The organism is Streptomyces sp. NPDC001770, from assembly GCF_053596135.1.
In genome coordinates, this window is sequence record NZ_JBSFFN010000029.1 from 50,880 (window position 1) to 64,640 (window position 13,761).

The 13,761-nt window shown below is 71.8% G+C and carries 8 protein-coding genes; 6 read left to right on the top strand and 2 right to left on the bottom strand.

Features of this window, described 5'->3' with window-relative positions:
- Nucleotides 1-123: 123 nt before the first annotated feature.
- Complete coding sequence (locus ACWCSV_RS24170; protein ID WP_451145463.1) at nucleotides 124-1,719, bottom strand: MFS transporter; 1,596 nt, start codon at nucleotides 1,717-1,719, stop codon at nucleotides 124-126.
- A gap of 374 nt (nucleotides 1,720-2,093) precedes the next feature.
- Here ACWCSV_RS24170 and ACWCSV_RS24175 point away from each other — a divergent pair, with 374 nt between their 5' ends.
- Together ACWCSV_RS24175 and ACWCSV_RS24180 are read left to right on the top strand one after the other, a co-directional pair.
- Entirely contained in the window at nucleotides 2,094-2,882 is a 789-nt protein-coding gene (locus ACWCSV_RS24175; protein WP_450773775.1) for an ABC transporter ATP-binding protein, read from the top strand.
- Nucleotides 2,879-5,461, top strand: a complete 2,583-nt coding sequence (locus tag ACWCSV_RS24180; RefSeq protein WP_451145465.1) for an ABC transporter permease — start codon at nucleotides 2,879-2,881, stop codon at nucleotides 5,459-5,461. The genes ACWCSV_RS24175 and ACWCSV_RS24180 overlap by 4 nt, the downstream gene beginning before the upstream one ends.
- A gap of 86 nt (nucleotides 5,462-5,547) precedes the next feature.
- Here the strand turns inward: ACWCSV_RS24180 and ACWCSV_RS24185 are convergent, their stop codons facing one another.
- Nucleotides 5,548-6,141 carry a DinB family protein gene (locus tag ACWCSV_RS24185; protein WP_451145467.1) on the bottom strand — a complete coding sequence of 198 codons (594 nt, stop codon included), beginning with the start codon at nucleotides 6,139-6,141 and terminating at the stop codon, nucleotides 5,548-5,550.
- Nucleotides 6,142-6,581: 440 nt separating this feature from the next.
- Between ACWCSV_RS24185 and mfd the strand changes: the two genes are divergently transcribed.
- The 4 genes from mfd to ACWCSV_RS24205 all read left to right on the top strand — a co-directional run bounded on the left by mfd (nucleotide 6,582) and on the right by ACWCSV_RS24205 (nucleotide 13,675).
- Complete coding sequence (gene mfd, locus ACWCSV_RS24190; protein WP_451145469.1) at nucleotides 6,582-10,112, top strand: transcription-repair coupling factor; 3,531 nt, start codon at nucleotides 6,582-6,584, stop codon at nucleotides 10,110-10,112.
- Between the two features lie 269 nt (nucleotides 10,113-10,381).
- Nucleotides 10,382-11,515: a Rieske 2Fe-2S domain-containing protein gene (locus tag ACWCSV_RS24195; protein ID WP_451145471.1), complete on the top strand. Its 1,134-nt coding sequence runs from the start codon at nucleotides 10,382-10,384 to the stop codon at nucleotides 11,513-11,515.
- Between the two features lie 175 nt (nucleotides 11,516-11,690).
- A complete protein-coding gene (locus ACWCSV_RS24200; RefSeq protein WP_451145473.1) occupies nucleotides 11,691-13,496 on the top strand; it encodes an amidase in 1,806 nt (601 codons plus the stop codon).
- Nucleotides 13,496-13,675 (top strand): hypothetical protein, encoded by a 180-nt coding sequence (locus ACWCSV_RS24205; protein WP_451145475.1) that lies wholly within the window; start codon nucleotides 13,496-13,498, stop codon nucleotides 13,673-13,675. Before ACWCSV_RS24200 ends, ACWCSV_RS24205 begins: the two co-directional genes overlap by 1 nt.
- The last annotated feature ends 86 nt before the right edge of the window (nucleotides 13,676-13,761 follow it).

Sequence of the window (13,761 nt, forward strand, 5' to 3'; positions counted from 1 at the left end):
GCATCGTGGCGACACCGGTCGCAAGGAGACAGCAATTGGCGAAGAATGGCCGAACTGTGGCTGCAAATAGGCCAGTTGGCGACCTTGTGCGGACAGTCGGGTAGTGGGTGGAGGGCGGCCGGGTCAGCGCTCTCCCGGAACCCCCGCAGGCTCCTCGGCGACCGGGAAGCGCTTCGGGGCCACGACGAGGAGGACGAGCAGCGCCAGGGCCGCGGCCGCCGCCGCACCCAGGTACACATGGTCGACCGCCGCGTCCACCGCGCGGCGCAGCGTGTCGGCGGCGCGGGCGGTCAGTGTGCCCGGGTCCTCCAGCGCGTGCGAGACGGAGTCCAGGTCCCCGGGCAGTCCCGCCGCGGAGGCGCCGTCGAGCCGGGACGCCAGGGTCGCGTTGGCGACGGCGCCGAAGAGGGCGGCGCCCAGCGACTGGCCGAGCTGGCGGCAGAAGAGGACCGAGGCCGTCGTCGTACCGCGCTCGGACCAGCCCACCGTCGACTGGACGCCCACGATCAGCGGGAGCTGGAAGAGCCCGAGCGAGGCCCCGAGTACCAGCATGATCAGCACCGGCTGCCACACCGCCCCCGGATAGGGGAGCGCCGGGAACGCGAGCAGCGCCAGCAGCGCGCCGCCCATGCCGATCATCGCGGTGAAACGGAATCCGATGCGCCCGTACACCCGGTTCGACAGTGCCGCCGTCGCCGGCCAGCTCAGCGTCATCACCGAGAGCACGAATCCGGCGGGTATCGCCCCGAGTCCGAGCACGGACTGCGCGTACGTCGGAAGGAACACGGTCGGCGCCACCATCAGCAGCCCCATCGCGCCCAGCGCCAGATTGACCGCCGCGATCGGGCGCCGCCGCCACACCCACCCCGGCACGATCGGGTCGGCGGCCCGCCGCTCCACCGCGACCGTCAGCGCGGCGAGCGCCACGCTCGCCCCGAACAGGGTCAGCGAGGGGGCCGAGAGCCAGCCCCAGGCGACCCCGCCCTGGACGAGGGCCGTCAGCAGCAGCGCGGTGGAGGCGAAGATGCCGAACGCGCCCGCCCAGTCGGTCCGGGGCGGTACGGCGGGACGCGGGCGGGGCGGCTCGTGGAAGTGGCGCACCACCAGCCAGAGCGCCAGGGCGCCGACCGGCAGGTTCACCAGGAAGATCCAGCGCCAGTCCGCGTAGGTGGCGAGCAGCCCGCCGATCGCGGGCCCCGCCACGGACGAGGTCGCCCAGACCGTGGAGATCTTCGCCTGGATCTTCGGGCGCTCCTTGAGCGGGAAGAGATCGGCCGCGATGGTCTGCACCGTGCCCTGGAGCGCGCCGCCGCCCAGCCCCTGGACGACCCGGAAGGCGATCAGCGCCGTCATGTTCCACGCCGAGGCGCAGAGCAGCGACCCCACCGCGAACAGCACGATTCCGGCCACCAGGACCGGCTTGCGGCCGAAGGTGTCGGAGAGCTTCCCGTACACCGGCAGGGTGACGGTCACCGCCAGCAGGTAGCCGGAGAACAGCCAGGAGAACACCGCGAACCCGCCGAGGTCGCCGACGATCTGCGGCACCGCCGTGGAGACGATCGTGCCGTCGACGGCGGCCAGCGCCATCGCCACCATCAGTGCCGCGACAACGGCCTTGGGAACGGGGGGAGTCGGCGGTGCGGCGGGCTCCGGGGCGGTGCCGGGGCCGCGGCCCGCGTCCGTACCGCCGTCCGCGCTGCTGGTGGCGCCCACAGACATCCTTCCCCCTGCACGTATCTGCCGGGGACCACTGTCTCATTCCGTTCGGTACGGGGGCAGGGCGCGCAGGGCGGCGCACGGGCCGGGACGGCCGACGGCCGGGCGGCGACCCGCACGGTGAGGACACGCCCTGGTGCTGCCCCCACCCCGGGGTGGGGCCACCCCCACCGCCTCCAGGACGAGGCCCGTGGAGCCCGACCCCTAGGGGGACCTCCCCCCAGCGCCCAAGGGGACGGTCCTCCCCGTGGACGACGTGATGGGGGCACGTCATTCCCTAGCGTATTCATCAGGTCGCGAAGTGCGGCCGGTGGCGGTGGCCGGGGGGTTCACCGCGTTCGCGGGGCGCGTACGCCCATCCTCGGAGGAGAAGAATCGTGACGACGGCTGTGACCAATCCCAGGCACGGGGGAGCCGGAGAACGGACGGCCGTGGCAGCACGGGCGCGCCAGGTGGTGAAGGCGTACGGCACGGGCGAGACCCGGGTCGTCGCCCTCGACCACGTCGATGTCGACATCGCCCGCGGCGAGTTCACCGCGATCATGGGCCCGTCGGGCTCCGGCAAGTCGACGCTGATGCACTGCCTGGCCGGTCTCGACACGGTGACCTCCGGCGAGATCTTCCTCCACGAGACGATGATCACCGGCCTCAAGGACAAGAAGCTCACCCAACTCCGCCGCGACCGGATCGGGTTCATCTTCCAGGCGTTCAACCTGCTGCCGACGCTGAACGCGCTGGAGAACATCACGCTGCCGATGGACATCGCCGGCCGCAAGCCCGACGCCGACTGGCTCCGGCAGGTCGTGGAGACCGTGGGGCTCGGCGACCGGCTGAAGCACCGGCCGACCCAGCTCTCCGGCGGCCAGCAGCAGCGCGTCGCGGTCGCCCGCGCCCTCGCCGCACGCCCCGAGATCATCTTCGGCGACGAGCCGACCGGAAACCTCGACTCGCGGGCCGGCGCCGAAGTGCTCTCCTTCCTCCGCACCTCCGTGGACCAGCTCGGCCAGACCATCGTCATGGTCACCCACGACCCGGTCGCCGCCTCCTACGCGGACCGGGTGCTCTACCTCGCGGACGGCAAGATCGTCGACGAGATGCGCAACCCCACCGCCGACCAGGTCCTCGACCGCATGAAGAACTTCGACACCCGCGGGCGGACGTCATGACCGTGTGGAAGACCTCGCTGCGCAACTTCCTCGCGCACAAGGGGCGGATGGCCCTCTCGGCCGTCGCCGTCCTGCTGTCGGTGGCCTTCGTCTGCGGCACCCTCGTCTTCACCGACACCATGAACACCACGTTCGACAAGCTCTTCACCGTCTCCGCGCCCGACGTCTCGGTGGGCCTCAAGTCGGCCGAGGAGTCCGACGCCGTCCCGGACTACGGCAAGCCGGAGACGATGCCGGCCTCCCTTCTCCAGCAGGTCCGGAAGGCCGAGGGCGTCAAGGACGCCGAAGGCCAGGTCTCCACCCTCCAGGTGACGATCGTCGACAGCCACGACAAGAACCTCAGCCCGGAGACCGGCGCCCCGACCATCGCGGGCAACTGGACCCGCAACGAGCTGCGTTCGATGAAGATCAGCTCGGGCCACGCGCCGCGCGGACCCACCGAGATGATGATCGACTCCGGTACGGCCGACAAGCACGGCCTCAAGCTCGGCGACGAGCTGCGCACCATCACCTCGGCCGGCGAGATCCGGGCGAAGATCACTGGCATCGCCGAGTTCACCGTCACCAACCCCGGTGCGGCCATCGCCTACTTCGACACCGTGACCGCGCAGCAGAAGCTCCTGGGCCGGCCCGACTCGTACAGCACGATCAATGTCGCCGCCGCATCCGGCACCAGCGACGAGGAGCTGAAGGCCAACGTCGCCAAGGCGCTCGGCGACACCTCCCCGTACACCCTCAAGACGCAGGCCGAGTCCGCCGAGGACGGCAAGGACTCCATGGGGTCCTTCCTCGACGTGATGAAGTACGCGATGCTCGGCTTCGCCGGAATCGCCTTCCTCGTCGGCATCTTCCTCATCGTCAACACGTTCTCCATGCTGGTCGCCCAGCGCACCCGCGAACTCGGCCTGATGCGCGCCATCGGCTCCAGCCGCCGCCAGGTCAACCGGTCGGTACTCGTCGAAGCCCTCCTCCTCGGCATCGTCGGCTCGGTTCTCGGCGTCGTCGCGGGCGTCGGACTCGCCGTCGGACTCATGCGGCTGATGGGCGCCGTCGGCATGAATCTCTCCACCGACGACCTCACCGTCGCCTGGACCACCCCGGTCGTCGGCCTCGCGCTCGGCATCGTCGTCACCGTGCTCGCCGCCTACGTACCGGCCCGGCGCGCCGGGAAGGTGTCGCCGATGGCCGCGCTGCGGGACGCCGGAACCCCCGCCGACGGCCAGGCCGGACGCGTCCGCGCCATCATCGGCGTCCTCCTCACCGGCGCCGGCGCCGCCGCCCTCTGGGGCACGGCACAGGCCGACGGGTCGAGCGAAGGATCGCTCCTGCTCGGCGTCGGCGTGGTCCTCAGCCTCCTCGGGTTCATCGTGATCGGCCCGCTCCTCGCCGGAGTCGTCGTACGGGTGCTCAGTGCGGCCCTGCTCCGGTTCTTCGGCCCGGTCGGCCGGATGGCCGAACGCAACGCCCTGCGCAACCCGCGCCGCACCGGGGCGACCGGCGCGGCCCTGATGATCGGCCTCGCCCTGGTGGCCTGCCTCTCGGTCGTCGGCGCTTCGATGGTCGCCTCCGTCTCCGACGAACTGGACAAGTCGGTCGGCGCCGACTTCATCGTGCAGACCGCCGACGGCCAGCCGATCGTGCCCCAGGCCGCCAAGGCCATCGAAGGCGTCCCCGGGCTGGAGCACGTCACCCACTACGCCTACCTCAATGCCACCCTGACCTCCCCCGACGGCGGCGAGGACAAGGACGGCCTGGTCGCTGCCGACCCCAGCTACCAGCAGGACGTGCACCGCGAGGTCCTCTCCGGCGACCTCGCCGACGCCTACGCCGAGGACTCCGTCTCGGTCGGCGAGGACTACGCCACGAAGCACGGCGTCAAGGTCGGCGACACCCTCGACGTGGCCTTCAAGGCGGGCGGCACGGCGAAGCTCACCGTCGCCGCCATCACCTCGGACGACACCAGCATCGACGGTGGAGCGAAGTACATCAGCCGCGCCACCGCCGCCAAGCACATCGCCGCCGACCAACTTCCCGACAGCCTCCTGATGTTCGCGCAGGCGAAGAACGGTCAGGAGAAGACGGCCTACGCGGCGCTGAAGAAGGCCCTCGCCCCGTACCCGGTCTACCAGCCCCGCAACCAGGCCGACTACAAGAAGGATCTCCAGGACCAGGTCGGCCAGTTGCTCAACATCGTCTACGGCCTGCTCGCCCTCGCCATCGTCGTCGCGGTGCTCGGCGTGGTGAACACCCTCGCCCTCTCCGTCGTCGAACGGACCCGTGAGATCGGCCTGTTGAGGGCGATCGGCCTCTCCCGCCGGCAGCTGCGCCGGATGATCCGCCTGGAGTCGGTGGTCATCGCCCTCTTCGGAGCGCTGCTCGGCCTCGGCCTCGGCATGGGCTGGGGCGCCTCCGCCCAGCAACTCCTCGCACTGGAAGGGCTGAACGCGCTGGAGATCCCCTGGCCGACGATCATCACCGTCTTCGTCGCCTCCGCGTTCGTCGGCTTGTTCGCCGCCCTCGTACCCGCCTTCAGGGCGGGACGGATGAACGTCCTGGCGGCCATCGCCACGGACGGCTGAGCACGGCACCGCGCGGGACCGGGTCCCCGGCACGTTCGGCCGAACGTGCCGGGGACCCGGTGCGTCGCGAGCGGGCCGGGTGGCCGCTACACGCCCCGGCCGGCCTCCCTCGCGGCCCGCTCCACCCGGTCCCGGTGCCCCTCCCACCACGCCTCGTCGCCGGGCGCCGTGTTGCGGCCCTTCTGCCGCTGCCCCACGGCCCCGTCGACGAGTTCCCGTACGACATCGGCGTGGCCGGCGTGCCGGTGGGTCTCGGCGACCACGTGTACGAGGGCCCGGTGCAGGGTCAGCTCGGGGCGCGGCCCGCCGGGCATGCGGCCGACCGTGTCGAGCGGCAGGGACCGGACCGTCTCGTCCGAGTGGGCCCACACCCGGCGGTACCCCTCGACGATCTCCTCGCGGGACTCCCCGGCGGTCGCCCAGAGGTCCGCGTTAGGCTCGGCGTCGCCCGCGATCCACAGCCGGGGGGCGGCACCGGCGAACGGGCGGCCGAAGGTCTCGCCGAGGTACAGCACCTCGGCGCCGGTCACATGCTTCACGAGCCCCAGCAGATTGGTCCCGGTCGGGGTCAGGGGACGCCGGACGTCGTACTCCGAGAGCCCCTCCAGCTTCCACAGGAAGGCGTCGCGGGCGTCCTGCACGTACAACTGGAGATCCGTGGTGAAGTCGCGTGCGGTCATCGCGTCAGTCTGCGCACCCCGCCGTCCGGGCGCACCGCATTTTCGCGCCGGTGGAGCCCGCCGGAGCCGCCCTCCCCGGGCCCGGCGCCGCAGGGCGCCACCCCGCCCGCACCGGCGCCCGTACCGGCCCACGCGAGCCCTCCCGGGCGTCTCCCTGCCACCCCGCCCGCACCGGCGCCCGTACTGGCCCACGCGAGCCCTCCCGGGCGTCTCCCCGCCACCCCGCCCGCACCGGCGCCCGCACCGGCCCCGCGAGCCCTCCCGAGCCCCTCCGCCACCCCGTCCCGCACGCGACCACCCGCCGCGAGTCGTAGGGTGGAGACCCCGGCCCGTTCCACGTGTCGGGCCCTTCGCGTTGCGTCCCCTCACGGCGCGGCGCGCAGCTCCTGGCAGCAGCCGGCTGCCGGGAAGCCCGAAGCCACCCCGGACGGAACCCCTCCATGAGCCTGCACGGTCTGCTGGATCTCGTCGCACGCGATCCCGCGCTCTCCGAAGCGGTGAAGGCCGCCACCGACGGTCACCGGATGCACGTCGACCTGGTGGGGCCGCCCGCCGCCCGCCCCTTCGCCGTGGCCTCGCTGGCCCGGGGGACGGGGCGCACGGTCCTCGCGGTCACCGCCACCGGACGGGAGGCCGAGGACCTGGCCGCCGCGCTGCGCACCCTGCTGCCCGCGGACTCCGTCGCCGAGTACCCGTCCTGGGAGACCCTGCCGCACGAGCGGCTCTCGCCGCGCTCGGACACCGTGGGCCGGCGCCTGGCCGTGCTGCGGCGCCTGGCGCACCCGCGCACCGACGACCCGGAGACGGGGCCGGTGAGCGTGGTCGTGGCGCCCGTACGTTCCGTACTCCAGCCGCAGGTCAAGGGCCTCGGCGACCTGGAGCCCGTAGCGCTGCGGAGCGGGCAGAGCGCCGATCTGGGCGACGTCGTGGCGGCGCTCGCGGCAGCCGCGTACTCGCGGGTCGAACTGGTCGAGAGGCGCGGCGAGTTCGCGGTTCGCGGCGGCATCCTCGACGTGTTCCCGCCGACCGAGGAACACCCCCTGCGGGTGGAGTTCTGGGGCGACGACGTCGAGGAGATCCGGTACTTCAAGGTCGCCGACCAGCGCTCCCTGGAGGTCGCCGAACACGGGCTGTGGGCGGCGCCCTGCCGGGAGCTGCTCCTCACCGACGAGGTACGCGAGCGCGCCGCCGTACTCGCCGAGGCCCACCCGGAGCTGGGCGAGCTGCTGAGCAAGATCGCCGAGGGCATCGCGGTGGAGGGCATGGAGTCCCTGGCGCCGGTCCTCGTGGACGACATGGAGCTGCTGCTCGACGTCCTGCCCAAGGGTGCGATGACGCTGGTCTGCGACCCCGAGCGGGTCCGTACCCGCGCCGCCGACCTCGTCGCCACCAGCCAGGAGTTCCTCCAGGCGTCCTGGGCGGCCACGGCGGGCGGCGGCGACGCCCCGATCGACGTGGGCGCCGCCTCGCTCCGGTCCATCGCCGACGTACGCGACCGGGCCCGCGAGCTCTCCATGATGTGGTGGTCCACCTCCCCGTTCGCCGCCGACGACGAGCTGGACGAGGACACCCTCAAGCTCGGGATGCGCGCCCCGGAGGCGTACCGCGGCGACACCGCCCGCGCACTCGCCGACACCAAGGGGTGGATCGCCGACGGCTGGCGCACGGTGTACGTCACCGAGGGCCAGGGGCTCGCCTCGCGCACCGTCGAGGTGCTCGGCGGCGAGGGCATCGCCGCCCGGCTCGACCCCGACCTCACGGAGATCTCGCCGTCCCTCGTCCACGTCTCCTGCGGCGCCATCGACCACGGGTTCATCGACGCCGCGCTGAAGCTCGCGGTGCTCACCGAGACCGACCTCACCGGCCAGCGCACCGCCACCAAGGAACTCGGCCGGATGCCGGCCCGCCGCCGCAAGACCATCGACCCGCTGACGCTGGAGGCGGGCGACTACATCGTCCACGAGCAGCACGGCGTCGGCCGGTACATCGAGATGGTGCAGCGCACCGTGCAGGGCGCCACCCGCGAGTACCTGCTCGTCGAGTACGCCGCCGCCAAGCGCGGCCAGCCCGGCGACCGGCTCTACATCCCGACCGACCAGCTGGAACAGGTCACCAAGTACGTGGGCGGCGAGGCCCCGACCCTGCACCGGCTCGGCGGCGCCGACTGGACGAAGACCAAGCAGCGCGCCAAGAAGGCCGTCAAGGAGATCGCCGGCGACCTCATCAAGCTCTACAGCGCCCGCATGGCCGCCCCCGGCCACGCCTTCGGCCCCGACACCCCGTGGCAGCGCGAACTGGAGGACGCCTTCCCGTACGCGGAGACGCCCGACCAGCTCTCCACGATCGCCGAGGTCAAGGAGGACATGGAGAAGACGGTCCCGATGGACCGCCTGATCTGCGGCGACGTCGGCTACGGCAAGACGGAGATCGCGGTGCGCGCCGCCTTCAAGGCCGTACAGGACGGCAAGCAGGTCGCGGTGCTCGTCCCCACGACTCTCCTCGTCCAGCAGCACTACGGCACATTCACCGAGCGGTACTCCCAGTTCCCGGTCAACGTTCGGGCGTTGAGCCGATTCCAGTCCGAGGCGGACTCCAAGGCGACCCTCGCCGGACTGAAGGACGGCGCCGTCGACCTCGTCATCGGAACCCACCGCCTGTTCTCCTCCGAGACCAAGTTCAAGGACCTCGGCCTGGTCATCGTCGACGAGGAACAGCGCTTCGGCGTCGAGCACAAGGAGCAGCTGAAGAAGCTCCGCGCCAACGTCGACGTCCTCACCATGTCCGCCACCCCCATCCCCCGTACCCTCGAAATGGCCGTGACCGGCATCCGCGAGATGTCCACCATCACGACCCCGCCCGAGGAGCGGCACCCCGTACTGACCTTCGTCGGCCCGTACGAGGAGAAGCAGATCGGCGCCGCCGTACGACGCGAACTCCTGCGCGAGGGGCAGGTGTTCTACATCCACAACCGGGTGGAGTCCATCGACCGTGCCGCCGCCCGGCTGCGCGAGATCGTCCCCGAGGCCCGGATCGCCACAGCACACGGCCAGATGTCCGAACAGGCCCTGGAACAGGTCGTGGTGGACTTCTGGGAGAAGAAGTTCGATGTCCTCGTCTCCACCACCATCGTCGAATCCGGCATCGACATCTCCAACGCCAACACCCTCATCGTCGAACGCGGCGACAACTTCGGCCTCTCCCAGCTCCACCAGCTGCGCGGCCGGGTGGGCCGAGGCCGCGACCGCGGATACGCCTACTTCCTCTACCCGCCCGAGAAGCCGCTCACCGAGACCGCCCACGAGCGCCTCGCCACGATCGCCCAGCACACCGAGATGGGCGCCGGCATGTACGTCGCCATGAAGGACCTGGAGATCCGCGGCGCGGGCAACCTCCTCGGCGGCGAACAGTCCGGCCACATCGCGGGCGTCGGCTTCGACCTCTACGTCCGCATGGTCGGCGAGGCCGTCGCCGACTACCGGGCCCAGATGGACGGCACGGTCGAGGAGGAGGCGCCGCTGGAGGTCAAGATCGAGCTCCCGGTCGACGCCCACGTCCCGCACGACTACGCCCCCGGCGAGCGGCTGCGCCTCCAGGCGTACCGTGCCATCGCCTCCGCCAACTCGGAGGAGGACGTCCGCGCCGTCCGCGAGGAACTCACCGACCGCTACGGCAAGCTCCCCGAGCCCGTCGAGAACCTCCTCCTGGTGGCCGGCCTGCGCATGCTGGCCCGCGCCTGCGGAGTCGGCGAGATCGTCCTCCAGGGCTCCAGCATCCGCTTCGCGCCGGTGGAACTGCGCGAGTCGCAGGAACTGCGCCTCAAGCGGCTCCATCCGAAGACCGTCATCAAGGCCGCCACCCACCAGATCCTGGTCCCGCGCCCGACCGCCGGCCGCATCGGCGGCAAGCCGGTCGTGGGCCGCGAACTGCTGGCGTGGACGGGAGAGTTCCTGACCACGATCCTGGGGTCGTAAGCCGCATTCCGAAAGGCCCTGGCCTCTACGGGCCCGTACACCGCGGGCCGCCCTCCCGTCGCCGGGAGGGCGGCCCGACGGTGTACGCGGCATCGGCGCCACCCGACGCACGCGGCCCGGCCCGGGCCGCAACTCCGTCCACGGGTTCCCGATGGCAACACTTCGGTGTACGCGCCACGTTCGGGTGGACTTCGGGCTGCCGCGGGCATCCTGGCGCGGGGTGGGCAGCCTTCAGCCGACCGCTGATCCTCGGCCCGAGAGGGTAATTCGTGGGACTGCCTCGTCCGTACACCCGCGCCATCACTGAGGGACCGACCCCTGCCGACCTTGCGGGCGTACCCGCCCTGCCCTACCCCAGCGGCTGGGCCGCTCTCGCCTTCGCCTCCGAACTGAAACCCGGCACCGTGCTGACCCGGCCGCTCGCCGGGGAGGACGTGGTGCTGTACCGGCTCCGGTCGGGAGCGTTACGGGCCATCCGGCCGTACTGCCCCCACCTCGGCGCACACCTCGGACTCGCGCGCGTCGACGGTGACGAACTCGTCTGCCCCTTCCACCAGTTCGCCTTCGGACCCGACGGCACCTGCGTCCGTACGGGGTACGAAAGCCCGCCCCCCAGGTCGCCGCTGACGCGGCTGCCCGTGCACGAGGTCAACGGGGCCGTCTTCGTCTGGCGGCACCACGACGGCCGGGAGCCCGACTGGTTCGTCCCGCCGTGGCACGAGATCGGCCACCGGCCCGCCCGGGAAGCCGCGTGGGAGCTCGGCGGGAACGTCCAGGAGGTCATCGAGAACTCCGTGGACCTCGGCCACTTCGCCACCCTGCACGGCTGGCAGCGGGCGGAGATGGGCGGGCCGGTCGTGTACGAGGACGCCGGCTTCCACGTCTCCATGCGTGCCCACGAGTCGGCACCGCTCCTCGGTGACTTCGTCGTCGAGATCGAGGTGGACGGGTACGGCCTCGGCTGCCTCCACGCCGACGTGTACACCCCCCGGCTCGGGCTGCGGATGTGCACGATGGTGCTGCCGACCGCCATCGGGCCGCACCGGATGCAGTTCCGGCAGCGCAACCGCATCGCCTTCACCGAGCCGTCCGGGCTGCCCGCCCCGCTCGCCCGCACCCTGAGCCGTACCGCCGCCCGGCTGCTGGACCGGGCGGTCTTCCGGTCGAGCTGCGAGTTCACCGCCGCGGACTTCCCGATCTGGAACCACAAGCGGTACCTCCAGCCCCCGAAACTCGCCCACGGCGACGGCCCGATCGGCCCGTTCCGGCGCTGGGCCCGCCGGTTCTACCCGCCGGTGGACGTGAACGTGGACGTGGACGTGAACGGGGCGGGGGGAGGCGGTACGGCGGTGACCGCGTGGGGCGGGCGCGACAGCGAGGTGGCGCGCCGGTCGGGGGCTTGAGGGTCTGCGGGCCTGAGGGTCTGCGGGCCTGAGGGTCTGAGGGCCTGAGGCCCGAAACGGCCGCGACACGGCACCTTCATGCGAATGATCGATTCAGGTGTTTCCCTACCGAACATCCGCGTTGATCACGGGACGCCGGACCTGTTCCGGCGCCCCTCCCGTGAAGGACCTCCCCTTGAGCGAACCCGGCACATCCAGTACATCCGGCACATCCAGCGCCTCAGACGCATCCCGCAGGCGCTTTCTGACCGCCGCCGCCGTCACCGGCTTCGGGGCTTCTCTCCCCGCACTGCTGCCCGGCTCGGCCGCCGCCGCGACCCGCACCACCGACCAGCTCGGCGATGCCACCCGCGACTACCTGGCAACCCAGCGCAAGGCCGGTCTGGCGGCGGTGAAGCGGGGCACCGCCCTCCCTTTCCTCACCGGCACCCAGCTGGCCGCGATGCTGCTGGCCCGGGACGTCACCAGCACCCAGGTGACCCGGGCGTTCCTGGCCCGGATCGACGCCCTCAACGGCGACGGCATGTTCTCGGTGCCCTCCCGCAACCCCGACATCCCCGTCTTCGGCGACAACGGCAAGCTCAACGCATACGTGCGCACCACCTCCGAGCTGGCCCTCACCATCGCCAAGGCCGCCGACAAGGCGCTGGACGCGGCGGCCAGGGGCGGCGATCCCGTGCCGTTCGGCTGCGGTGTACCGGTGGCGCTGAAGGACATCTACGCGGTCAAGGACACCGAACTGACCATCGGCTGCCCGCTGGCGGCCGGGAACATCGCCACCGGCGACTCGGTGGTCGCCGAGCGACTGCGCGCGGCCCACATGCCGATCCTGGGGCTGACCCACACCGGCCCGTGGACCAACGACGACACCTGCCCGCAGACCGCCAACCCGTGGAACCGCGAACTCTGCGTCGGCGGCTCATCCGGCGGCTCGGCCGCCGCGATCGCGTCCCGGCTCGCGGTCGTCGCGACCGGCTCGGACACCGGCAACTCCCTGCGCAACCCCGCGCAGAACGTAGGAGTCGGCTCCATCAAGCCCAGTTACGGCCTGGTGCCCAAGCACGGAGTCACCGTGTCCAGCACCAGCCTGGACACCTGCGGACCGATGGGCCGGTCGATGGCGGACGTGTCGATGCTGCTCGGCGTGATAGCCGGTCCCGACCCCCGCGATCCGCGCTCCGAGCAGGCACCCGGCTTCCCCAACGGCTTCCCGCTGGCGCCGCGTCCCGGCCGCAAGCCGTTCGCCGGTCTGCGGATCGGCTCCACCGTGGAGACCGAGACCTCACCGGCCCGCGACAGGTGGACGGCGGGGATACTCGCCCGGCTGCGGGCCGCCGTCGCACAGTTCGAGGAGCTGGGCGCCGAGATCGTCCCGATCACCCCGCCCGCCTCCAACCTGGGCAACACCGCCTACTGGGCGGCCGCGGCCGTCGACCCGGTGACCGGCGCGAAGGTCTCGGCGAGCAGTACGTACGCCAACGCCGAGAACGCCTGGACGCTGCGAGGGACCTACGCCGTGACGGCGGAGGAGGACGAGGCGATCGAAGGCGCCGTACGCACCCGGTTCCGCACCTCGCTCAGCACCATGGAGACCCAGAAGCAGCAGCTCCAGCAGCGGGCCGCCGCACTGACGGCCGCGGACCTCTTCGGCGCCCACCGGGTGCGCCGGGAGTACTCCGAGATGTGGGCGAAGGTCTTCGAGGAGAACGACATCGTCGCCTGCCTCTGGCCGCAGAAGGTGCAGACCCCGCCGGCCCGGGCCAACGACAGCACCGGCAGTTTCTCGGGCGTCGAGTCCAGCCGCCCGAACACCACGGGCTGGCCCTGCCTGAACCTCCCGGTGGGCCGCGACACGGACACCGGCATCCCGGTCGGCATCGACATGGCCGCCCCGTACGGCGGCGACGCGATCATCCTGCAACTGGCGATCGACTACCAGGAGCACCACCCCTACCACCTCGACATACCGACGGACCTGTGATGACGATGACGACGACCGACCCCACCAACGCCCGGCTGCGCGACCTCGACATCCCGGTGATCATGCCGCGCTTCGACCTCACCGGACTCCCCGCCTTCGAGGCAGCCGTGTCCACCGGCGACATCCCGGCCGCCACCTGCGGTCCGGCGGAGAAGAAGAAGCACAGCGGTTCCCGCTGAACCCCGGCCCGCGGCCCGCGCTGAACCGGCCCGCGCCGAACCGGCGGCGCTCTCTCGTCAACTCCCCCCCCGGGAGGGAGCCGCCA

Excerpts from the sequence above, each read along its gene's own strand:
- ACWCSV_RS24170 (WP_451145463.1), bottom strand. The coding sequence starts at position 1,719 with ATGTCTGTGGGCGCCACCAGCAGCGCGGACGGCGGTACGGACGCGGGC.
- ACWCSV_RS24180 (WP_451145465.1), top strand. The coding sequence starts at position 2,879 with ATGACCGTGTGGAAGACCTCGCTGCGCAACTTCCTCGCGCACAAGGGG.
- ACWCSV_RS24185 (WP_451145467.1), bottom strand. The coding sequence starts at position 6,141 with ATGACCGCACGCGACTTCACCACGGATCTCCAGTTGTACGTGCAGGAC.
- mfd (WP_451145469.1), top strand. The coding sequence starts at position 6,582 with ATGAGCCTGCACGGTCTGCTGGATCTCGTCGCACGCGATCCCGCGCTC.
- ACWCSV_RS24205 (WP_451145475.1), top strand. The coding sequence starts at position 13,496 with ATGACGATGACGACGACCGACCCCACCAACGCCCGGCTGCGCGACCTC.